The organism is bacterium (genome assembly GCA_020440705.1).
Classification (GTDB): Bacteria; Krumholzibacteriota; Krumholzibacteriia; order LZORAL124-64-63; family LZORAL124-64-63; genus JAGRNP01.
The window spans coordinates 23,733-46,620 of sequence record JAGRNP010000021.1 but is presented as its reverse complement, the minus strand read 5'-3'; the positions used below and the strand labels follow the sequence as shown (position 1 = coordinate 46,620).

The following is a 22,888-nucleotide window of genomic DNA, read 5'->3' as shown; positions in this document are numbered from 1 at the left end:
CGCGTCGGCGACTTCCATGCGCTCGCCGGGCAGGGTGGCCGTCTCGAGGGGCACGCGGTAGGTGGTGCGCAGGCGTTCGAGCCCGGCGCGGATCTCGGCCACGGTGGCCGGGGGCAGGGCGGTTTCGCCGAAGCCGGCGGCCAATTCCTGGAGTTCGTCCTCGTAGGTCCGCTCGAAGGCCTTGCGGTCGAGTTCGAAGCCCGGATTCAGGACGGTGCGCGAATGCTCGCGGATGCGGATGCTCGCTTCCATCAGGTGGTCGGCCGTGCTCCAATAGGGCCCGACGAGCTCCTCGGTGGTGCGGGTCGTCGCCGTGATCTGGCGGTCGGCGACGAGGGTCGTCAGGGCCAGGAGGGCGACGATGGCGCCGAACGCGGCGATCAGTCGGGACTTGATGGTCGGGAGCATGCGGTGACCTCATAGCATCGAAGATGGGCATGTCATGGCGATCGTCTTGGTTATCGCGCATCGACTTTCAGAATTAAGGGAAAACTTTAGTTTGCACCGAGGGCCCGAACGGAAGGTTCAGGCAGGAAGGAAGCCGCTGTTGCTGCACGTGTACATCGATGCCGACGCCTGCCCGGTGAAGAACGAGGTCTACAAGGTGGCCGGGCGCTACGGGCTGGGCGTGACCCTGGTGGCCAACTCCTGGATGAACCACCCGGGTGGACCGTCGGTGCGCCTGGAGGTGGTACCGGACGGTCCGGACGCCGCCGACGACTGGATCGTCGCGCACGTCGAGCGCCACGACATCGTGATCACGGGCGACATTCCCCTGGCGGCGCGTTGCCTGGACAAGGGGGCGCGGGTGCTGGGACACAAGGGGCGGGAGTTCACCGACGCCAACGTGGGCGACGCCCTGGCGGGACGCCATCTGGCGACCATGCTGCGCGACCAGGGGGTCATGACCGGCGGGCCGCCGCCCTTCGCGCCGAAGGACCGCTCGCTGTTCCTGCAGAAGCTGGATGAGTTGGTGAACGCGGTCAGGCGGGAGGCCTGAGGATGGGCACCGGTCCGCGGGGCGTTCTCAGAACCGCCAGGCCAGCCCGATCACGTCGCCGCCCACGACCACATGGTCGAGGAGTTCCAACTCGCGGCGGTGGTCGATCACGGCCCAGCCCGTGACCAGGCCCAGGACCGCGCCGGCGATCACGTCGGACAGGTAGTGGCGGTTTTCCTCCATGCGGCCGATGCCGGCGAGGGTGGCCGCCACGGTGGCGCCCAGTCCCGGCCCCCAGCCGGCGTGGTGCCAGACCGGGGCGACGGTGCTGAAGGCCGACGTCGTGTGGCCGGAGGGGAACGAGTAGGGCCCGCCCGACGGCCGGGTGCGGTTCACCGAGACCTTCAGGACCCAGCAGAGCGCCGCCGAGTGCACGAAGGCGCGGGCCAGGTCGGTGCCGGTCGTCGCCATCCCCTCGTTGCCCGTGGCCCGGCCGAGTCCGATGAGCGCGGCCGAGCCGCCCCCCACCACCAGGCCGCTGCCGTAGAGGTTGCCGAAATCGAGAAAGGGGTCGAGGAAGGACTTGTCGAGGGCCTCCTTCAGGGGCGGGAAGTTCTCGTCGGTCTCCTCCCAGGCCCAGGCCGCGAGGCCGGCGCCGAGTCCGAGCGTCACCAGCGAGCGTGTCGAGGTGAACGACGAGAAGTCGAGGCCGAGGGTGTTCTCGAGGGCCGATGGCTGCGGCAGGGAATCCGCGGGGGCGGCGGCGGCCCGGGCCGAGCGAAGCGGGGCCGACACGGCGGCGAGCATCGCGACGACGAGGAGGATCCGGAGTGGGTGGCGGGTCGGGATGGGATCTCGCTTTCGTGATGGCGGCTCGCGGGCGTCGAACCTATCGGCTGCGCGGGGGATCCGCTTAAGTTTTTGACTCCCGGCCCGGCGGGAGCTATGGTCGTGGCGACCGTTAGGGGTGGCCGTCCCGCCGAGACAATGCCGGGGCATCGAAGGCCTGAGAAACACCCTTGGAACCTGAACCGGATCATGCCGGCGTAGGGAAACGGGCCGCATGCGGCGCTTCCGAATCGACGGGAGCGCCTTTTTTGTTGCCTTGCGACTCCCACCGGCTGGCGAACCTTACGAGGTGCCAGACATGACACGCAACCTGCTTTTCGCCGTGGCCGTGGCCATGGCCGCGGCGCCCTGGACCGGGGCCGCCGCCCAGGACGACCGCACCTACCGCGACGCCGACGTGGTCGTGACCGAGTCACGCTACGACGGGAACACCCGCCTCAACGTCACCGACATCTCCCACGCGGAACTGGAGCGGCGCGAGCCCGATCTCGAGCTGCCGCTCCTGCTGCAGGGCGTGCCGGGCGTCTTCGCCTACAGCGACGCCGGCAACGGGCTCGGCTACTCGTACCTGAAGATCCGCGGCTTCGACCAGCGCCGGGTCGGCGTGCTCTTCAACGGGATCCCCTTCAACGACCCCGAGGACCACCAGATCTGGTGGGTCGACCTGCCCGATCTCGGCGCCAGCATCCAGGACATCCAGGTGCAGCGGGGCGTGACCAATGCCGTGGGCGGCATGACGGCCATCGGCGGCACCGTGAACATCGTCTCGCGTGATCTGGCGGCGAAACCCGGCGGCATGGCCTCCCTGAACTTCGGCAGCTACGGCACCCAGCGGCAGATGATCCGGTACCAGACCGGCGATGTCGCCGGCAGCGGCTTCCGCTCGTCCTTCCGCCTCTCGCGCCAGGAGAGCGACGGCTACCGCGATCGCAGCGGCCACGACGGCTGGGGCTTCTTCTGGAGCGGCCAGTACGACACGGAGAACACCTCGACCCGGGCGAACATCTACACCGGGCGCGAGGTCACCCACCACGCGTGGGACGCCGTGCCCGAGTCGCTGCTGCGCGAGAACCGGCGCGCGAATCTCGAGACCTATCACAACGCCGTGGACGACTTCCGGCAGCCGCACTACGAGCTGCACAGCACGTGGTACCTGTCCGACACGGTGCAGCTGACGAACCGCGTCTATCACATCCGGGGCGAGGGGTTCTACGAGAACTACAAGTGGGGGGCCGATGCGGCGGCCTTCGCCCTGGACACGCTGCCGGGCGTGACCGACTCGACGACGCTCGACCTGATCCGGCAGAAGTGGGTGCGCAAGGAGCACACGGGCTGGGTGCCCCACCTGCAGTGGGACCAGGGCGAGGGCCGGCGCCTGCTCGTGGGCGGCGACTGGTACACGTTCCACTCGGACCACTGGGGCGAGGTGCTCTGGGCCGAGGGCTTCACGCCGGACGACTTCGTCGACGGCTTCAAGTACCACCAGTACACCGGCGACAAGGACGCCTGGTCGCTCTACGCGAACCAGCGCTGGACCGCCGGCGCCCTGACCCTGACCGGCGAACTGCACTACCAGCACAAGTCGTACGAGTTCATGCAGGAGGAGGTGGGCAACTTCACCGGCGCCGACCGCCACCAGTACACCGCCGACTGGGACTTCTTCAACCCCAAGGGAGCCATCAACTTCGATGCCGGCCCGGTGGGGGGCGGCGCGCTGCAGATGTATGGCTCGGTGGGTGTGAACCACCGCGAGCCCACCGACGGCGAGCTCTTCGACACCTGGCTGAGCGGGTCGGACCTGGGGGTGCGGCCCCTGTTCGCCGACAGCCTCCACGTGCACAGGGCCGACGGCGGCATCGACTACGTCAGGTGGTCCAACCCGGACGTGAAGGAGGAGAAGGTCGTCGACTACGAGCTGGGCGTCTCCTGGCGCACGCCGCGGGTGGCGTTCTCGCTGGGCGGCTACTTCATGGACTTCACCAACGAGATCGTGCCCTACGGCGGCGTGGGCGAGGACGGCAGCGGCATCCGCGGCAACGCCGGCCGGACGGAACACAAGGGGCTCGAGCTCGAGGTGCGGGCGGTCGCGGGCGAGCGGCACGCGTTCGTCCTGGCGGCGTCGCGCAGCTGGGACCGCTTCGAGGAGTTCATCTTCCACGACTGGGACGGGACCGTCTCCGACTACTCCGGCAACCGCATCGCGCTCTTCCCCGAGAGCCTCGTCATGGCCGACTGGTCGGCGCAGTGGTCCGGCCCGCTCCGCACCCGCGTGCGCCTGCGCCACACCGGCGAGCAGGCCCTCGACAACTCGGGCGAGCCCGGGCGGGTGATCGATCCCTGGACGACGGTCGACCTGTCGCTGTGGGCCGAACTGGGCGCCCTGACTCCGGCCCTCACCGGCTGCCGCGGCTTCGTGCACCTGCGGAATGTTGCTGACACGGAGTACGAAACGTGGGGATACTGGTACGGTGAGAACCACTACACCCCGGCCGCGGGGCGCAACTTCGTCGTCGGAGTCGACTGCAGCTTCTGATGAGCACCTACGAACCCGTCCAGGGCGGCGCCGCCTGCCCGATCTTTCCCAAGCGCGGTCCGCGGGCCGTCGTCCTGTGCGACGGCCCGCCGCCGCCCGACGAACTGCTCGCCTACTGGCTGCAGGGAGCCGAGCTCTTCGTCTGCACCGATGCGGCCGGGCACCCGTACCACCACCTGCCGCGCGTCCCGGACGTCGTCATCGGCGACTTCGATTCCCTGGCCGGACGCCTGCTCGGCGGCCGCGAAGGTCCGCGCTTCCTGCAGGTGGCCGACCAGCACACCACCGACAGCGAGAAGGCCCTGCTGTACCTGGCCGCCGAGGGCTACGAGGAGGCCGTGCTGCTCGGGGCCACCGGCTGGCGGCTCGACCACACCCTGTTCAACGTGCAGCTGCTCGAGCGCTTCGCCGACCGCCTGCGGCTCTGCGTGGCCGGTCACCACGCCGACACGGTGCGGCTGCGTCCCGGCACGAGCGTTTCGTGGGAGATCCCGCTCGGCACGAAGTTCTCGGTGCTGCCCCTGGCCGGACCGGTGCCCGGCGTGACCATCGAGGGGGCCGAGTTCCCGCTCCTGGGCGAGACCCTCGTGCCGGGCGGCATGGCCACCATCGGCAACCGGGTCACCATGAGCCCGCTGCTGATCACGGTGGGCGACGGGCCGCTGCTCGTCTCGGTCGACCGCGAAGTGGGCCCCGCGTACGTCGAGGACGAGGCGGACGGCGAGTGAGATGACCGCCGGCTCCGATTTCCTCGCGGGCCTGGTCTACCTGGCCTTCCTGCTCTTCGTGGTGCTGCGGCTCTTCCGCCGTCCGGCCACCGGCGCCACCGACTACATCGTGGCCGGACGCCGCCTCACCCTGCCCGCCTTCACCGCCTCGCTGGTCACGACCTGGTACGGCGGCATCCTCGGCGTGGGCGAGTACACCTGGTCGTACGGGGTGAGCAACTGGCTCGTGTTCGGCGTGCCCTACTACCTGTACGCCGCCGTCTTCGCCCTCGTGCTGGCCCGCCGCGCCCGGCGCAGCGGCGTGCTCACGGTGCCCGACCTGCTCGAGACGCACTACGGCCGGCCGGCGGCCCTGCTCGGCGCCGCCGTGCTCTTCGTGATGACGGCGCCGGCGGCCTACGTGCTCATGCTCGGGGTGCTGCTGGCCTTCGCCACGGGGCTGCCGGTGTGGGTGGGCGTGGTGCTGGGCACGGCCCTGTCGGTGAGCTACGTGTTCCGCGGTGGCCTGCGCGCGGTGGTGGCGACGGACATGGTGCAGTTCGTGCTCATGTTCGCGGGCTTCCTGGTGCTGGTGCCCGTGTGCGTGGCGCGCTTCGGCGGGGCGGCGTTCCTGCGCGGCGCGCTGCCGTCCGGCCATCTGGCGTGGGACGGCGGGCTGGGCTGGCAGGCCGTGGCCGTGTGGTACGTGATCGCCCTGAGCACCCTGGTGGAGCCCGCCTTCTACCAGCGCTGCTACGCGGCGCAGAGCGAGGCCACGGCCCGGCGCGGCATCCTGCTGGCCATCGGGTTCTGGATCTGCTTCGACTTCCTGACCACCACCGCCGGGCTCTACGCCCGGGCCCTGCTGCCCGACCTGGCCGATCCGGTGCAGGCCTTCCCCGCCCTGGCGGCGCACGTCCTGCCGGGGGCGTGGCACGGGCTCTTCACGGTGGGTCTGCTGGCCACGATCATGTCGACGGTCGACAGCTACGCCTTCATCGGGGCGATCACCCTGGGGCGCGACGTGATCGGGCGCTGGCGGGGCGAAACCGGCGAGGACGCCGGCCTCGGCGTGATCCGCTGGAGCCTGCTGGGCACGGCGGCGGTGGCGATCGGCCTGGCGCTGTGGTCGGGGTCGGTCATCACCCTGTGGAAGCTGCTCGGCTCGGTGGGCACGCCGGTGCTGCTGCTGCCCCTGGGCCTGGCCCAGCTGGGGCGGCCGGTGGGGGGGCGGCGCATCGTGTGGACGATGGCGGCGGCGGGCCTCGCGGCGGGAGGGTGGATGGTGCTCGGGCGGGGGTCGTCGTGGCTCGGCGTCGAGGCGATCTTCCCGGGTCTGGCGGTGTCGGTCGTCGGCGTGCTCGTGCTCGCTGGGCGCCCCGGGGACCGCGGCCCATCCGGTTGACGGGCCGCGGTCCCACCTCTCCCCCTCGGCTATTTCGATTCCAGGGACGCCGCGCGGAAATGCGGCTCGCCGGCGGCCGGACGGCCCGCGCCGCTGCGAGCGGCTCGCCGCATGTGATCGGGCGCGATGGGGCGTAAGAACCGGATGGATCCCCACAGGAACTCGGACATGACGTTCCCCTTTGAACGACACGGAGATGCGCGGGTGCAGCGAGCGGAAGGGTTCGCGGGACCGAGCGAGGTCGAGGACGAACTTCCGGATGGTGCGGCAGCCCCGGCTCGACCCTCCGGACCGCCCGGCGTGGGCGACGCCGGCTCCGGGCGAAGGGAGCCGACGGGAAGGGAGCCGCCGCCGGCGCTCCGGACGCCGGCGGCTGCATGAGAGTACGGATCCGGGGCGGGGGAGGCAATCCCCGCTGCGGGCTCAGCCCTCGAGCGCGGCGAGATAGCGGGCCAGGTTCACGGTGTTGGTGGTCATGGCCTCGCCCAGGGCGTGCTCCTCGGCCAGGGAGATGGCCATGTCGCCCGACCAGATCTCGTCCGGGTCGACGTCGGTGACCGACACCCGCGCCTGGGACGAGAACGTCACCAGTCCGGTGCGCACGTCGAGCACCATGCACTCGGCCTCGCACCACACGCGCGACTTGTCGCTGCCGAAGATCGGACTCTTGCGCAGGATCGTCGTGCGGCTGTCGAAGAGCAGCAGCCAGTCGGCCTGGTAGCGGGCCGCCGCCGCCCGCAGGGTGCCGGGCTGGCGGACGTGCGGCACGAGCATGGTGGGCAGGTACGAGACGTCGCACACGCGCGGGCTGGCCATCAGCTCGTCGAAGGCGTCGTGCACCCGCGGCATCTCGTCGGGGCGGTTCGCCAGGACGATGCGGCCGTCCCGTTCGCGGCGGTGGCTGAGGTGGATCATGCCGATGCGGATCCGGGGCGGCAGGTGCAGGTCGGTCTCGAGCATGCGGGCGATGTCGAGGTCATCGATCTCGGCGGCGTCGTCGGCGAAGAGGGGCGCCGTGGGATCGTGGGCGCGGCCGCCGGCCGGCCGTGGCGCCCGGGTGCCGACGGTGCTGCAGCCGGCGAGGGAAACGATGAGCAGGATGGGCACGAGCAGGGCCAGGACCAGACGACGCATGACGGACTCCTCGGTTGCGGGATGGGGGACGGAACGCGGTCCGTCCTGCAAGGCCCGCGCCGGGGCTCGAGTGGTTCAATCTGTTGATTGGTATGTAGTTATGTCGACCATCGTCAAAGCGTGGCCGCCCGGACACGGGGGATGTGTCCGGGCGGCCACGGGTCGGAGCCGGCGGTCGGGCGCCCGGTCGGGCGCTATTTCACCAGCGCCATCTTGTTGATCTGCACCTCGCCGCCCATGCGGGCCTCGGTGAAGTACACGCCCGAGGCGACGCCGGCGCCGCGGTCGTCGGTGCCGTCCCAGGTGACGAAGCCGCTTTGTTCGACGCGGCCGTCGACCAGGGTGCGCACCAGGCGGCCGCGGATGTCGTACACCTTCAGGCTGAGGTGGCCCGCCGCCCGGATGGTGTAGTCGACCCGGGTGGCCGGGTTGAAGGGGTTGGGGTGGTTGGCCACGTGGAAGCGTTCCCGGGCCGGGACATCGGCGATGCCCCCGAGGAGGCTGAACCTGTCGAAGACGTCGCGCAGGATCCGGTCGCGGGCCGAGAGCGGGTAGGGCGCGTAGTCGTCCGGGTCGGTCCAGACGAACATCAGGTCGTAGGGCAGGGAGATGACCAGGTCCGTCTCGTCATGACGGTTGAAGGTCGCCGCCGAGAACGAGTAGCTCCCGCTCGAGCCGTTGGGATCGGTGAATTCGGCGAGCCGTTCGGCGCCGGGGCGCGTCTGGACCGCGTCGAAGGTGTTGATGGCCGGGCAACTGCCGTAGGCGATCCAGCTCGAGACGTTCGAGAAGACCGAATTGCCGGGCACGGCGCGGACGACCGGTGTCGACTGGTTGGCGATGAAGTAGCGGAGGTCCGCAGCGTAGTTGTTCACGCCCATGACGTTCACGGCGAAGGCGAGGCCATCGGCCCCGGCGTTGTACACCAGGTCGGAGACGAGGTTGTCGCCGGTCAGGAAGAGCTGGCGTTCACCGGCGTCGAGCCAGGACATCAGCGTGCCGATGTCGTCGCCGGCATCGCGGAGGAAGTCCCCGTTGCTGAGGGTGGTCGTGCCCAGGTTGCCGGAGGTGTACAGGATGGCCCTGTACCCGTCGAGGGAGGGCCCGGACGTGCGGCCGCCGAGGCCGTTCCCGACGCCCGACGACGGTCCGTTGGTGTAGTAGATGTCGTACTCTTCGCCCGCGTTGAAGCCGGCGAACCGCAGCGCGGTAGTCCATTCGTCCTCGCCCCCGCGGTTGGCGAAGTCGTTCCACAGCAGGACCTCGGGGATGCGCTTCGAGTAGAACGCTTCCCTGATGGTCGGCAGCGCGTGCACCACGAAGCTCGAGTGGTAGGCCAGGGGCTGGGAGAAGTCGCCGAAACCGGACAGATCGCCGGGCAGGGTCTGATAGCGGATGTCGCCGCCGGCGTCGTCGGCGGCCCGCACGTAGTAGTGGAGCACGTCGCCGGGGAAGAGGGTGCCGGTGTCGGGGAGATCGAACGCCCAGGCCTTCTCGTCCGGCACGCCGCCGGAGCCGACCGCGGGCGATCCGGGGACCGATCCGGAGGTGGGCGTGGTGCGGTAGGCGTCGAAGACGGGATTGGCGTTGATCACGTAGTGGAGTTGCGGCGTGCCGGACAGCACGGCGCCGGGTCGGGCCGGTACGATGTCGCACACGATGGAATCGCCCGGATCGTTGCGCAGGTGACTGGCCAACGAGATGTTCCGGGCCATGTCGAAGCGGACGTGCATGCTGCCGAGATCGCCGAAGTCGATCGCGTCGATCTCGGGGAACGCGTCCTGGGCCAGGTCGATCTCCCGGGTGGTCATGGCGGGCCCGGACAGGGGAAAAACCTTCACCGAGACGTTGTCCAGATAGGGCGCCGGGTAGCCGTCGTCGCCCGAGTAGCCGAAGAGCCAGCCCATCTCGTAGGCGCCCATCTGCACCTGGATCTCGTCGCAACCGCGGTTCAGCAGGGTCGTGACATCGTTTCTCTCGCGCTTGTAGCCCGGACCGCCGAAGTAGATGACCTGCCGGTCGACGAACGGCTGTTCGTCCAGGATCTGGACGCCGTAGCCGGCCGAATTGTCGGTGTCGGCGGACCGGATGCCCCAGAGGTAGAAGATCCCGGGCGCGTCGATCGAGAGATCCTCGTGCATATAGACGTCGAACTCGAAGAGGGCCCCGGTGGAGGCGGGATCGGGCCAGGCCATGACCGGCGAGCGGATCGAGTTGGCCAGATGCGCCGCCGGCCCGGCCAGGCCGCCGGTGGTGCTGACGATGTAGCCGGCGGGCCCGTAGCACCAGTTGATGCACAGGGAGCCGCCCGTGCCCGGCACCACCACGCCGTCATCGATGAACGCGACCTGGGACGAGTAGTTCGTGACGCAGGCGTCGACGTCCTCGAGACTGTGCCAGAGCTTGGCGAAGTCACCGACGGCCGTCGGCGAATCGAGGAACCACGCGCCGAGCGTGCCGTCCTGGAAATTGGTGAAGTCGACGATGTCGGCCTGGCCGACCTGGCTGACGGTCACGGTGATGTCGTCGACCTGGCAGGCGCCGGCGGTGGGGAAGCTGCAGTCCTCGTCCGACCAGCCGCCCTCGGACTGGAAGCGGAAGACGACGTGCACATCGGTGCCGTCGACCAGTTCGGCGGCCTGGTAGGTGAAGCTCTCGTCGACCGCGACGGTGGCCAGCCCCGACCAGGTGCCCAGATCGGTGAAGGCCGGGGAATCCGCGACCCTGACGCTGAGGTAGGTGTAGTCGTAGCCGGGCTCCGTGTCGTTCATCAGCGCGGCGGTGACGCGCACCGTCGCGGCCGCACCCGGATCGTGCACCGCGATCCGCCGGGAAAGCAGGTCGTGCCAGTTGTTGCCGTAGCCGCCGGCCGGGTCGAGGGTGCCGTCGCAGCTGGGGAACGAGAGGTCGCCGCACCAGGCGGCCAGGTCGCCGGCCAGGGGCTGGTTGTAGTCGCTCACCTGCCAGTGGTTGACCGGCGGTTGCGTCTCGTCGAACGACGTCCAGCCGTTCCAGCCCAGCTCGAAGTCGCCGACGTAGGGCGCGCCGGAGTCGCGGGGCCCCATGAGCCGGATGGTGTCGACGACGGCCTTGGCCGTGGCGGCCGAACCGCCGTTGATGATGCGCGGGTCCCGGGCGAGCACCGGGCGATCGTCGGCCCGGGCGTCGGCTGCGGAGAAGCCGGACAGCAGCAGGAACAGGCTGCAGGCCAGCACGTTGGTGCGGATGGACATGGAATTCCCCCTTGATGCGACGGAGATCGGGCCGGCATGGGCCCGCGGCGCACCGCGCGCCCCGGCAGAACGGCCGGGCCCGATAAACGGAGACGGCGGCTGGGCCGCCGTCCCGCTCGCATGATCATAGGGGGCCGCAGGGACGGAAGCAACTCCCACCGTTCCGGCAGGAGGTCGCGGCCGCGCCTACCGGAACGCCGCGATTCCCGTGATCTCCGCCCCCACGATGAGGGTGTGGATGTCGTGGGTGCCCTCGTAGGTGATGACCGACTCGAGGTTGGTCATGTGGCGACCGGGGGAGAACTCGTCGGTGATGCCGGCGGCGCCGAGGATGTCCCGCGCGGTGCGGGCGCAGTCCAGGGCCATGGCCACGTTGTTGCGCTTGGCGAGGGAGACCAGGGGCACGTCGTTGATGCCGTCGTCCTTGAGGCGGCCGAGCTGCAGGCACAGGCCCTGCGCCTTGGTGATCTCGGTGAGCATCACCACGAGCTTCTGCTGCACGAGCTGGAACCCGGCGATGGGCTTGCCGAACTGCTCGCGCTCGCCGGCGTAGCGCAGGGCGGTGTCGTAGCAGTCGGCGGCGGCGCCCACCACGCCCCACGCGATGCCGTAACGGGCCTGGTTCAGGCAGCTCAGGGGCGCCTTGAGCCCCTTGGCACCGGGCAGCCGGTTGGCGTCGGGCACGAAGACGTCGTCGAAGACGAGCTCGCCCGTGTCGCTGGCCCGCAGGCTGTACTTGCCGTGGATCTCGTTGGTGCTGAAGCCCTCCATGCCGCGCTCGACCAGGAAGCCGTTGACGCCGTCGGGGGTGCGGGCCCAGACCACGGCCACGTCGGCCATGTTGGCGTTGGTGATCCACAGCTTGCTGCCGTTGAGGCGCCAGCCGTCGCCGTCGCGCTCGGCGTGGGTCTCCATACCGCCGGGATCGGAGCCGTGGTTGGCCTCGGTCAGGCCGAAGCAGCCGATGAGCTGGCCGGAGGCGAGTCCGGGCAGCCACTTCTCCTTCTGCTCGTCGGTGCCGTAGGTGGCGATGGGCCACATGACGAGGCTGCCCTGCACGGAGCAGAAGCTGCGCAGGCCGGAATCGCCCCGTTCGAGCTCGGCGCAGACCAGACCGTAGATGGTGCCGCTCAGGCCCGGGCAGCCCGGCCCCTCCACGTGGGTGCCCAGCAGGCCGAGGGCGCCGAGCTCGGGGATGAGCTCGGTGGGGAAGGTGCCGGCGCGAAAGTGGTCGCGCACCAGGGGCATGAAGCGGTCGCTGACGAACTGCCGCACGGTGTCGCGGATGCCGCGCTCCTCGTCGCTCAGGTTGCGGGAGAAGCGGTAGAAGTCGGGGGCGGAATACTCGGACATGGGGCTCGCCTCGGGCTGGGGAGTGTCGTTTTCGGTCCGGGGAGGATAGGTGCATCGGCGCGCGGGGGCAAGGCGCGGGCAGGTCTTCCGCGCTCAGCCCCCGGCCCAGGCCACGATCCGCACCAGCAGACGATCGACCGCCGGCGTCCGGAAGTCGGCTCCGTCGTAGTTCCCCGCCATGCCCCACGAGACGATGTGGCCGCGGCCGTGGCGTCCGGTCACGACGGCCGGCTCGCCGTCCGCGCCGAACACGGCGACGCGGGCCTGCTTGGCGGCCGTGGTATCGGGTTCGAGGACGACCTGCGTCCAGTCGGGGCCGGTGACGATGGCGTCGGGCAGGCCGCCGGCGAGTTCGTGCGCGGCCGCCGGGTGCAGGGTCTGGGCGGCGTAGGCGTAGCGGTTCGAGACGCCCACCGGCAGGATCCCGGCCAGGACGGCGTTGCGGGTCGCGTAGTAGTGGAACCATTCGGTGACCACCAGGCCGCCGCCACCGGCGACCCAGCGCACGAGGCGCTCCTGTTCCGCCGGGGGCATGCGGTGGTCGTAGCCCTGGGCGCAGGGGAGCACGACCACGTCGATGCCGTCGGCGTCGCGCCCGAGCCCCTCGTACCACGGGCCGCCGCGCACCGTGTCCCAGCCCGCGGCGCCGAGCGCGGCGAGCATGGCGTTCTCGGTGCCGCCGTCGGCCAGAATCAGCACGCGGCCGCGGGGACCCGGGTCGGGGCCGCGCTGGCAGCCGGCGGCCAGCGCCAGCAGGCAGGCCGCCGCGCACGCCGCACGCAGCACGGGCGCGAAGGGACGGTGGCGGGGCGAAGGGTCCATGGGGTCTCCCGGTTCCGGCGCGGCGGTGGGGTTTCGTCCACATGCGGCAAGGGCGGGCCGATGCGCAGTCCCGGGTGAAGATTGTGGTGCGTCCGGCCGTTCGCTGCTAAGCTGGGGGAGACCTCCGCACTCGCCCGCAACGTCCCGAGTGTCTGCAGCACAACAGGTTGTGAAGATGACGAGACCCGCGTTCCCGACCCGGACCTCCCGCCATCGCCCCCGTGGCCGCCGCCCCGCCGCCGGCGCCTGGGTCCTGGCCGGCCTCCTCGCGGTCGCCGGTTGCGGCGACGAGGCCGCCACCGGCAAGCAGGGCGGCGCCCTCGTGCCCGCCGTCGAGGCGGTGCGCGCCCGCGAAGGCAACCTGCCCCTGACCCAGCGCCTGAGCGGCGTGGTCGAGGCCCGCAACCAGATCGACGTGCATCCCGAGATCAATGCCGTGGTGACCGAGGTGCTCGTGTCCGACGGCGCCACCGTCGCGGCGGGCGACCCCCTCGTGCGCCTGCGGGCCACCGAGTTCGAGAAGCGCCTCGTGCAGGCGCGGGCCGACCACCGCATCGCCGTGGCCCAGCGTCGGCGGGCCGAGGCCCAGGCCAAGGAGGCTCGCGCCGACTACGAGCGGCTGCGGTCGCTGGCGGCCGAGGACCTGGCGAGCACCGCCGAACTCGAGGCCGGCGAGGCCCGGGCCGAGTCGGCGGAAGCCGAGATCGAGCTGGCCGGGGCGCGGGTCGACCAGGCCCTGGCCGTGGTCGAGGAGGAGGAGGAGAACCTCGGGCGCACGGTGGTGCGCGCGCCCATCGCCGGCGCGGTGGGCAACCGCGGCGTCGAGCCCGGCATGCTGGCCGGACCTTCCACGCGCCTGCTCACCCTCGGCCAGCTCGACAGCGTGCGGGTCGAGGTCATCCTCACCGACCGCATGCTGGCCGATGTGGCCGAGGGCCAGCGCACCGAGATCCTGTTGGGCGACCGGGCGGTGGCGGCGCCGCTGGCCCGCATCTCGCCCTTCCTGAACCCCGTCTCTCACACCGCCCGCGCCGAGATCGATCTGGCCAACCCCGACGGCCGCCTGAAGCCGGGCATGTTCGTGGCCGTCGACGTCTACACGGGCGAAAGCGAGACCGCGACCCTCGTGCCCCTCAGCGCGGTGTACGAGCATCCGACCCTGGGCGTCACGGGGGTCTATGCCGCCACCGGGGCGGTGGCCGACGCCCCCGCCGCCGGACCGGAGGCCGCCGCGTATCTCTCGCCGCCGGTGGCCTTCCGCTTCGTGCCCGTGGAGATCGTGGCCGAGGGGCGCATGGAGGCCGCGGTGCGGCCACTGGCCGCAGGCGACTGGGTCGTCTCCCTGGGACAGAACCTGCTCGGCGGCGAAGAGGGGCGGGCGCGGGTGCGCCCGGTCGACTGGAGCCGGGTGGAGCGCCTGCAGTCGCTGCAGCGCGAGGACCTGATGCGCGAATTGAACGCGCGTCGCGAAGGGACGGGCAGCGGTGCGGATCACTAGCCTGGCCGTCGACCGCCCCATCGCCACGGCGATGGTCTTCCTGATCATCATCGTGGTCGGGATCATGGGCTTCCGCTTTCTCCCCGTCGATCTGCTGCCTCCCGTCGAGTTCCCCCAGCTCACCGTGCGCACCAACTACCCCAACGTGGGGCCCGAGGAGATCGAGCGCATCGTCACCGACCGCATCGAGAACGCCCTGGCCGGCGTGCCCAACGTGGAAGAGATGCGCTCGCGATCCCTCGAGGGCGAGAGCCGCGTCACCCTGGAGTTCACCCAGGGCACGAACGTCGACGAGGCCTCCAACGACGTGCGCGCCGCCATCGACCGCATCCGCGACGACCTGCCGCCCGAGGTCGAGTCGCCGCGCCTGTGGAAGTTCGATCCGGACAACTTCCCGGTGGTCGTGATCGGGGCCTACAGCGAGATGGGCATGGAGGAGATGACCCGCATCCTCGAGCGGGAGATCGCCCAGCGTTTCGAGAAGATCCCCGGCGCGGGCTCGGTCGACATCCGCGGCGGCGTGTACCGCGAGATCCAGGTCCGGCTCAAGCGCGACCGCCTGGCCTCGAGCCGGCTCGGCGCCAGCGACGTGCGCGCGGCCCTGCTGCGCGAGAACCTGACCCTGCCCGGCGGCGACATGCGCGAGGGCACCCGCGACATGTACGTCCGCACGCGGGGCGAGTACGTCTCGCTCGACGAGATCCGCCGCACCATCATCACCATGGTCGACGGGCACCCGATCCGCGTGGGCGACGTGGCCGAGGTGGTCGACGGCTACCAGGACGTGGCGCGCCTGGTGCAGATCGACGGCAAGCCCATGGTGCGCATGCTCGTGCGCAAGCAGTCGGGGGCCAACACCGTGGCCGTGGCCGAAGCGGCGCGGCGCGAGATGGAGCGCCTCAACGCCGAGCGCGACGACGTCGAGCTGATGCTCATCGTCGACCAGAGCTCGTTCATCCAGGACTCCATCGACAACGTGCAGCAGTCGGCGGTGTGGGGTGGCCTGCTGGCGGTGCTGATCCTCTACCTCTTCCTGCGCAACGGCTCGACCACGTTCATCATCGCGCTCTCGATCCCCATCTCGCTCATCGCCACCTTCGGCCTGATGTTCTTCAACCGCTTCACCCTGAACCAGATGAGCTTCGGCGGGCTGGCCCTCGGCATCGGCCTGATCGTCGACAACGCCATCGTGGTGCTGGACAACATCGTGCGCCTGCGCGAGCAGGGGAAGAGCCTGCGCGACGCCGCCCTGACGGGCACCGGCCAGGTGGGCGGGGCGATCATCGCCTCGACCCTGACCACGACGGTGATCTTCCTGCCGGTGGTCTTCATGCGCACCGTGTCGGGCATGCTCTTCCAGGAGCTGGCCCTCGTCGTGGTCTTCGCCCTGCTCTGCTCGCTGCTGGTGGCCCTGACGCTGGTGCCCATGCTCTCGCGGCGCTACCTGCGGCTCGGCCGCGGCGAGGCCGTGGGCGGCGGCGGCCCCCTGGCCGGTCTCGGCGCGGCCCTGCGCCGGCTGGAGGACGGCTACGCGGCCCGCCTCGCGACGCTGCTGCACCATCGGACCGTGATCTTCGTCGCCACGGGCCTGCTGCTCGCCGGTGCCGTGGCCCTGTGGCCGCGCCTGGCGGTCGAATTGGCGCCCCAGACCGACGCCGACGAGATCGACGTCAGCCTCGAGATGGCCCAGGGCACGAACATCGCCGTGGTGAACGAGTACCTGCACGAGCTCGAGACCATCGTGCGCGAGGCGCTGCCGGAAGGCCAGGTGCGGCACCTCTCGATCGAGATCCGGCCCGGCGACGCCGAGGTGGAGATCTCGCTGAAGGGGGCGGGCGAGCGCTCGCTGCCGAGCGCCGCCATCGCCGACCACATCCGGCGCGAGACGGCGGGGCGCATTCCCGGCGCCGAGATCCGCGTGCGCGCCCAGTCGGGCCTGTGGATGCTGCGGCGGCTGTTCGGCTCGGGCGAGGCCGCGGTGCAGGTCGAACTGCGGGGCTACGACCTCGACCTGGCCGACCAGGTGGCCCAGGAGCTCAAGGACGTCATGGCCACCGTGCCGCGGGTGCAGGACGTGCGGGTGAGCCGGCGCGAGGGCCGTCCCGAGCAGAACCTGGTCGTGGCGCGGGACAAGATCGCCAACCTCGGCCTGTCGGTGAGCGACATCGCCGAGGTGGTGCAGACGAACGTGGGCGGCACGCGGGCGGGCGTGTATCGCGAGGGGGGCGACGAGTTTCCCATCACCGTGCGCCTGCAGCCGGAGGACCGCCTCTCGACCCTCGACCTCGGATCGGCCTCGGTGCGGACGCCGTCGGGGCGTGTCGTCCCGGTCTCGGCGGTCGTCGATGCCGAGCGGCGCCGCGGGCCCACCGAGATCGAGCATGTCGACGGCCAGCGCGTGACCTACATCACGGCCAACCTCGCCGCCGGAGCCGCCCTCGGCGACGTGGTCGACGACCTGCGCGCGGCCCTGCGCGCGGTGCCCCTGCCGCCCGACTTCACGGTGCTCTTCGGCGGCGAGTACGAGGAGCAGCAGCGGGCCCAGCGCGACTTCACCCTCTCGATCATCATGGCCATCGTGCTGATCTACATGGTCATGGCGGCCCAGTTCGAGCGCTTCCTCGATCCGGTCATCGTGATGCTGGCGGTGCCCCTGGCCCTGATCGGCGTCGTGCCGACCCTGCTGCTGACGGGCACCTCGCTGAACGTGCAGAGCCTGATGGGGATCGTCATGCTCATCGGCATCGTGGTGAACAACGCGATCGTGCTGGTGGACTACATCAACCTCAAGCGCCGCGAGGAGGGCCTCGACGTGACCACGGCGGTCATCGAATCGGCGCGCCTGCGGCTGCGCCCGATCCTCATGACGACCTCGACCACGGTGCTGGGCATGCTGCCCCTGGCGGTGGGCGGGGGCGCCGGCGGCGAGATCCAGGCGGCCCTGGCCCGCGCGGTGATCGGGGGCCTGACGGTCTCGACCCTGATCACGCTGCTGGTGATCCCGGCCGCGTACACCGGCATCCACGCCCTCCGCGAGCGTCGGGCCGAAACAAGGGACCGCACTCCCGGGGAAGTGCGGTCCACATAGCGCTCGGGGAGTCGGGCGGGGTCAGTCCCAGTACCAGCCCATGTTCAGGGTCACCGGGTAGAAGGTCGCCGTGTCGGTCAGGTCGCCGCCGATATCGAGGTGGTTGACGCCGATGCCGAGGCCGGCCGACATGTTCTTCACCAGCCGCCATTCGTAGCCCACGTTCAGCTCCCAGCCGAAGCCCCACTCGGTGGTGCGGTCGCCGTGTCCCTGCTCCTCCGTGTCGGAGAGCTCGACCTCGGTGAAGTTGGCCCAGCCCCAGCCGGCGCCGCCGCGGACGACGAAGCCGCCCCAGGCGCTCTGCGGGTCGCCGGGATACCACGACGCGGCGAGCAGGATGTTCTGCATGGCGTAGCGGTACTTGAGGGGGCGCGCGCCGGTCTCGTACATCCAGCCCGCATAGGAGGCGCCCACCGAGAACTTGCGGCCGAACATGTGGCCGAAGCGGATCTGGGGCGAGACGCCGTCCTCGGTCTCGCCGGAGGCGCCGTCCGGCGCGGTGGCTTCGCCGCGGGCCCCGCCGTAGGAGAGGCCGAGGACCCAGCCGTCCCGCGCGTGGGGGCTGAGGGCCAGGGCGGGCGCGGCGGCAGCCAGGCAGGCGGTCGCGGCGACGGCGGACAGGATCAGGCGGTGCGCTCTGGAATACATGGACTCCTCCTCGGGTCTGGCCGGATGTTAGGCCAACTTCCCGGTGGCGGCAATCCCGAAAGGCCGCTAGGATCCGGCCATGATGACCTCGTGCACACGACCCAGGCGCGTCCGGGCCCTCGCGGGCCTCGTGATCGTCGCCGCCCTGCTCGCGCCCCTCGTGGCCCGCGCGCAGGCCGCTGCCGCCCCCGCCGACCAGGACCAGCTGCCGCCCGCCCTCGCGGGCATCGAAGGGGTGAGCGAGGACGGCTCGCCCAACTTCGGGCGCGCGGCGGTCGAGGTCTTCGGCCTCAACGCCCTGGTGTGGTCGTACGACCGCTTCATCCGCGAAGGGGGGGAGAACCCCGTCTTCCGCATCGGGTTCAACTCGTGGCAGGAGAACCTCGAGACGGGCTGGACCTGGGACGACAACAACTTCACCACCAACCAGTACGCCCATCCCTACCACGGGAACCTCTACTACAACGCGGCCCGCAGCAACGGCTACACCTTCTGGCAGTCGGTGCCGTTCGCCTTCGCCGGTTCGCTCATGTGGGAGTACTTCGGCGAAGTGCACAATCCGGCCATGAACGACTGGATCTCCACCAGCATGGGCGGCATCGCGCTGGGCGAGATCTTCCACCGCCTGGCGACCACCGTCCGGGACAACACGGCGACCGGCTCGTCGCGCAACTGGCGCGAGCTGGGCGGCTTCGCCATCGACCCGGTGGGCGGCCTGAACCGCATCATAGACGGCGACTGGAGCCGAGTGCACGCGAACCCCGCCGACCGCTTCCCGGTGAACTACCGCACGAACATGGACCTGGGCCTGCGCACGCGCGGCGAGGAACAGATCTGGAACGCCGACACGACCGACGTCTACGTCCAGTTCGAGTTCGAGTACGGCGATCCGTTCTTCGGCGACCTGGGCCAGCCCTACGACAACTTCGACTTCGAGGTGCAGCTCAACTTCGGCGACAAGACGGCCATCGGGCGGGTCACCGGCAGCGGCAATCTCGCCGGCACCTTCCTCAAGGAGACCGACGATTCGGCGCACATCGTCGGGGCGTACCATCGCTACCAGTACGTGAACACCAACGCCCTGGAGTTCGGCGGCCAGGCTCTCACCGCCGCCCTGCTCTCGCGCTGGGAGTACGACAACGGCTTCGAGTTCCGCAGCCGGGTCGAGCTGGGCCCGATGATCCTCGCCGGGGCGAGTTCGGACTATGAGAGCGTGTCGGGGCGTTCGTACGACTACGGTCCGGGCACGGCCTTCGATCTCGAGCTCCAGCTGCGCCGCGGCGGCTGGACGTGGGCCGAGCTCGACGTCAGCCACGCCTGGATGCACGCGATCAGCGGCAACGCGGCCGACCATCACCTCATCTCGACCCGGCTCCGGCTCGGCGTGCCGATCCGCTACAACATCGGGCTGGGCGCCGAATTCCTCGTGGTCAACGCCGAGCGCAAGTACCGCGACTACGACGACATCAGCGTGCGCAATCCCCAGATGAAGGTCTACACGAGCTGGGCGTTGAACTAGCCGGCGTCGGCACCGGCAGCGAAGAGGGCGGGCCCCGCGGGGTCCGCCCTTCGCATCTCCCCCGGCGCGACGGTCAGCGCCCGGTCGTGCTCCTGATCCAGGTCGAGACGGCCTCCAGCGCCGCCGGCGCCATGGTCTCCTCGCTGCGCCCGTACTCGCTCATGGCGCCGGTCGTCGCCGTCTGGAAGAGGTGGTTCAGGCCCGGCAGCTCGCGCACCTCCCACTGCGGGCTCCTGCCGCCGGACAGGGCCTTCTCCACCGCCGGCAGGTTCTGCGCCGGGTCGACCTGCAGGTCCAGGCCGCCCCACAGGGCGAGGACGGGGCAGGGCACGGCCGCGATCACCGCGGCGGGGTCCTGGGCCAGGAACCAGCGGAACCACGGCGTGGCGAACTGGTAGGCGAGCCCGGTCAGGGCCGTGGTGTCGGGGTCGGCGCCCGCCTCGCGGGCCAGCAGTTCGGCCTTGATGCGGCCGGCCTGCTCCGCAGGGTCGGGCTCGGCGTCCATGGCGGCGAAGGCCGTCTCGAAGCGGGCGAGCTCGGCCGTGATCCGGTCCTCGGGAGCACCGTCGGCCCGCAGCAGGAGCGCGGTCTGGTGGGTGAGGATCTCCCGGCCGGACACCCCGGGCCCGGCCAGCATGACGATCCAGCCGAGGTCGCCCCGCCCGGCCGCCACCATGGGCGCGACCATGGCGCCCTCGCTGTGGCCGACGATGCCCACGGCCGTGCTGTCGATCCCGGCCCGGCGCCGGGCGAAGCCGACGGCGGCGGCCGCGTCGGCGGCGAAGTCGGCCGTCGTGGCGGTGGAGAAGTTGCCGGTCGAGCCGGCCACACCGCGGTCGTCGCAGCGAAGCACGGCGATGCCGGCCCGGGCCAGGTGGTCGGCGAGCACGAGGAAGGGCTTGTGGCCGAGCAGCTCCTCGTCGCGGTTCTGGGGGCCGGAGCCGCTCACGAGCACCGCCGCGGGGAACGGCCCCTCGCCCGGCGGCAGGGTCAGGGTGCCGGCGAGGGTCACGCCCTCCGCACCGCCGGCGAAGCTCACCGCGACCTCGGTGTAGGGGAAGGGCGGCTGGGGCTCCTGGGGCCTGTGCAGGCGCGTGGCACCGGCCGTGCGGCCCAGCACGAGGGGGTACTCCTGTCCGGCCTGCACCCACTCGCCGCGCAGGGTGTCGCCGGCGGCGTCGAGGGTCCCGCGGAAGTGGGCGCCGGCCGAGGGGAAGCGGAAGACGACCTCGCGGTCGGCGTGCAGCTCGGCCAGGGCCGGGATGCCGGACTCGCCCTGGTCGAGGCTGTCCATGGTCACGCCGAGTTCGCCGTCGTCGTCGGTCAGGTGGAACTGCAGGCGCAGCTCGATCACGTTCACGTGCAGGGCGCCGATCCAGGTCCCCGGCAGCCCGGCGGCCCAGGGGTGGACGGCCAGGGCGGCGGGGAGCGGTGCCGCGACCGCGGCCGGCGCCGCGGCGTCGCGGGTCAGGACCAGGGGCAAGTCCTGGCCCAGCTGCGACCAGCGCCCGGCGAGGGTGTCGCCGTCCGTCGAAAGGGTCCCCGCGAAGACGCCGGAGATCGACGGCACCCGCACCCGGACCTCGGCGCCGTCGACGACGATGCGCGCCGGGATGGCCGACGACGACTGGTCGAGGCTGGTCATGCTCGCGGCCAGGCCCGTCGCCGCGGAACCGGTGATGTCGAAGCGCAGGCGCAGGGTCGCGCCGCCGGCCTGCAGGCTGCCGAGCCAGACGCCGGCGGGATCGGGCGCGGCGGCGGCGGGGCCGGCGGCGGCGAACAGGAGCAGCAGGGCGGCGAGCGGGAGCAGGTGACGGCGCGGCATCGGGTCCCTTCTTTCGCACGGTGGGGCGGCGGCCCCGGGACTCGACCCGGACCCGGGGCCAGTGTACGCTCGCCCCGGACGAATTGAAACCGATTCTCAGCCGGTGCGTAGGGGGTCCATTCTCCCGCGACACGACCGCCTCCCGCGACCAGCCGAAAGGACCGCCATGACCCTCCGCTCGACCCGCCGCACGTTCCTGAAGACCTCGGCCCTGACCGGCGCCGCCCTGGGCCTCGGCTCGCTGGCCGCGCCCTGGTCCGGCCGGCTCTTCGCCGCCGAGCCCATGAAGGTCCTCATCCTCGGCGGCACCGGCCAGACCGGTCCCCACCTCGTCGAGGCCCTCCGCGCCGGCGGCCACACCGTCACCCTCTTCAACCGCGGCAACCGCAGCGAGACCCTCTTCCCGGACGTGGAGTGCCTGATCGGCGATCGCGATCCGGAGAAAGCCGATGGTCTGGACGCCCTGAAGGCGGCCATCGACGGCGGTCGCACCTGGGACGTGTGCATCGACATCTGGCCCCACATCCCGAAGATCGTCGAGACCACGGCCGATCTGCTCAAGGGCAGCGTCGGCCACTATTGCTACGTGTCGTCCATCTCGGTGTACGTCGACAACTCGGTGCCCGACGCCGACGAGTCCGCCGCCGTGGGCGAGGCCCCGAACGCCGACGAGACCGAGTTCACCTGGGACCTCTTCGGCCCCTTCAAGGCCGAGTGCGAGAACCGCATCCGTCGCATCTATCCGGACAACCACACCATCTTCCGGCCCGGCCTGATCGTGGGCCCGCGCGACTTCAGCTTCCGCGGCGGCTACTGGCCCGTCCGCGTGCGGCGGGGCGGCGAGGTGCTGGCCCCCGGCGACGGCGCCACGCCGATCCAGATCATCGACGGTCGCGACCTGACCGCCTTCCAGGTCCGCTGCATGGAGAACCGCACCGGCGGCACCTTCGACGTGACCGGTCCCGAGCCGAAGAACAAGCTGACCATGAAGGCCTACCTGGAGGAGTGCCGCAAGGCGACCGGGTCGGACGCCACCTTCACCTGGGCCGACAACGCCTTCCTCGAGGAGCACGAGGTCTCGGCCTGGATGAACATGCCCTGCTGGCTGCCGCCCGAGGGCGAGTACGCGGCCTTCGGTCTGCGCAGCTGCGCGAAGGCCGTGGCGGCGGGCCTGGTCTACCGGCCCTACGCCGAGACGATCCGGGACACCCTGGCCTGGTTCGACGAGCTGCCGGACGACCGGCGCGAAGGTGTCACCAGGCGCGCCGGCCTGCCGGCCGAGAAGGAGGCCGAGGTGCTGGCGGCCTGGCACGAGAAGCACGGCTAGGTCCCCA

At 71.0% G+C, this 22,888-nt stretch carries 16 protein-coding genes and 1 riboswitch; of the genes, 8 read left to right on the top strand and 8 right to left on the bottom strand.

All coding sequences use genetic code 11. The features are described 5' to 3' along the window. Positions 1-408: hypothetical protein (locus KDM41_05440; protein ID MCB1182856.1), on the bottom strand; the 408-nt coding region annotated here is incomplete at its 3' end. A 139-nt stretch (positions 409-547) separates the two neighbouring features. Between KDM41_05440 and KDM41_05435 the strand changes: the two genes are divergently transcribed. Continuing rightward, positions 548-1,000 carry a YaiI/YqxD family protein gene (locus tag KDM41_05435; protein ID MCB1182855.1) on the top strand — a complete coding sequence of 151 codons (453 nt, stop codon included), beginning with the start codon at positions 548-550 and terminating at the stop codon, positions 998-1,000. Positions 1,001-1,027: 27 nt separating this feature from the next. On the opposite strand, the gene KDM41_05430 is transcribed toward KDM41_05435, so the two are convergent. After that, positions 1,028-1,735: a phosphatase PAP2 family protein gene (locus KDM41_05430; GenBank protein MCB1182854.1), complete on the bottom strand. Its 708-nt coding sequence runs from the start codon at positions 1,733-1,735 to the stop codon at positions 1,028-1,030. A gap of 158 nt (positions 1,736-1,893) precedes the next feature. After that, positions 1,894-2,010, top strand: a riboswitch (TPP riboswitch). A 77-nt stretch (positions 2,011-2,087) separates the two neighbouring features. Between KDM41_05430 and KDM41_05425 the strand changes: the two genes are divergently transcribed. Genes KDM41_05425 through KDM41_05415 form a run of 3 tightly spaced genes read left to right on the top strand, consistent with a single transcriptional unit; the run spans position 2,088 to position 6,434 of the window. Next, positions 2,088-4,322, top strand: coding sequence for a TonB-dependent receptor (locus KDM41_05425; GenBank protein ID MCB1182853.1), 2,235 nt, complete (start codon positions 2,088-2,090; stop codon positions 4,320-4,322). Then, on the top strand, positions 4,322-5,050 hold the full coding sequence (locus KDM41_05420; protein ID MCB1182852.1) for a thiamine diphosphokinase: 729 nt from the start codon (positions 4,322-4,324) through the stop codon (positions 5,048-5,050). Before KDM41_05425 ends, KDM41_05420 begins: the two co-directional genes overlap by 1 nt. A gap of 1 nt (position 5,051) precedes the next feature. Then, positions 5,052-6,434 (top strand): sodium:solute symporter family protein, encoded by a 1,383-nt coding sequence (locus KDM41_05415; GenBank protein MCB1182851.1) that lies wholly within the window; start codon positions 5,052-5,054, stop codon positions 6,432-6,434. Positions 6,435-6,857: 423 nt separating this feature from the next. On the opposite strand, the gene KDM41_05410 is transcribed toward KDM41_05415, so the two are convergent. From KDM41_05410 to KDM41_05395, 4 genes are all read right to left on the bottom strand, one after another. Next, the gene (locus tag KDM41_05410; protein MCB1182850.1) at positions 6,858-7,568 is read right to left on the bottom strand and encodes a hypothetical protein; all 711 of its coding nucleotides are present in this window, start codon (positions 7,566-7,568) and stop codon (positions 6,858-6,860) included. A gap of 194 nt (positions 7,569-7,762) precedes the next feature. Beyond that, a complete protein-coding gene (locus KDM41_05405) occupies positions 7,763-10,801 on the bottom strand; it encodes a hypothetical protein (GenBank protein MCB1182849.1) in 3,039 nt (1,012 codons plus the stop codon). Between the two features lie 186 nt (positions 10,802-10,987). Continuing rightward, positions 10,988-12,154, bottom strand: a complete 1,167-nt coding sequence (locus KDM41_05400) for an acyl-CoA dehydrogenase family protein (GenBank protein ID MCB1182848.1) — start codon at positions 12,152-12,154, stop codon at positions 10,988-10,990. A gap of 93 nt (positions 12,155-12,247) precedes the next feature. Continuing rightward, positions 12,248-12,976: a hypothetical protein gene (locus tag KDM41_05395; GenBank protein ID MCB1182847.1), complete on the bottom strand. Its 729-nt coding sequence runs from the start codon at positions 12,974-12,976 to the stop codon at positions 12,248-12,250. A 175-nt stretch (positions 12,977-13,151) separates the two neighbouring features. Here KDM41_05395 and KDM41_05390 point away from each other — a divergent pair, with 175 nt between their 5' ends. Then, positions 13,152-14,474, top strand: a complete 1,323-nt coding sequence (locus KDM41_05390) for an efflux RND transporter periplasmic adaptor subunit (protein ID MCB1182846.1) — start codon at positions 13,152-13,154, stop codon at positions 14,472-14,474. Continuing rightward, complete coding sequence (locus tag KDM41_05385; GenBank protein MCB1182845.1) at positions 14,461-17,562, top strand: efflux RND transporter permease subunit; 3,102 nt, start codon at positions 14,461-14,463, stop codon at positions 17,560-17,562. Before KDM41_05390 ends, KDM41_05385 begins: the two co-directional genes overlap by 14 nt. 21 nt (positions 17,563-17,583) lie before the next feature. On the opposite strand, the gene KDM41_05380 is transcribed toward KDM41_05385, so the two are convergent. Then, positions 17,584-18,210, bottom strand: a complete 627-nt coding sequence (locus KDM41_05380; protein ID MCB1182844.1) for an outer membrane beta-barrel protein — start codon at positions 18,208-18,210, stop codon at positions 17,584-17,586. A 79-nt stretch (positions 18,211-18,289) separates the two neighbouring features. Between KDM41_05380 and KDM41_05375 the strand changes: the two genes are divergently transcribed. Continuing rightward, positions 18,290-19,729: a DUF3943 domain-containing protein gene (locus KDM41_05375; protein MCB1182843.1), complete on the top strand. Its 1,440-nt coding sequence runs from the start codon at positions 18,290-18,292 to the stop codon at positions 19,727-19,729. 73 nt (positions 19,730-19,802) lie between these two features. On the opposite strand, the gene KDM41_05370 is transcribed toward KDM41_05375, so the two are convergent. Next, positions 19,803-21,554, bottom strand: a complete 1,752-nt coding sequence (locus KDM41_05370) for an alpha/beta hydrolase (protein ID MCB1182842.1) — start codon at positions 21,552-21,554, stop codon at positions 19,803-19,805. Positions 21,555-21,720: 166 nt separating this feature from the next. Here KDM41_05370 and KDM41_05365 point away from each other — a divergent pair, with 166 nt between their 5' ends. Then, positions 21,721-22,881 carry a twin-arginine translocation signal domain-containing protein gene (locus tag KDM41_05365; protein ID MCB1182841.1) on the top strand — a complete coding sequence of 387 codons (1,161 nt, stop codon included), beginning with the start codon at positions 21,721-21,723 and terminating at the stop codon, positions 22,879-22,881. The last annotated feature ends 7 nt before the right edge of the window (positions 22,882-22,888 follow it).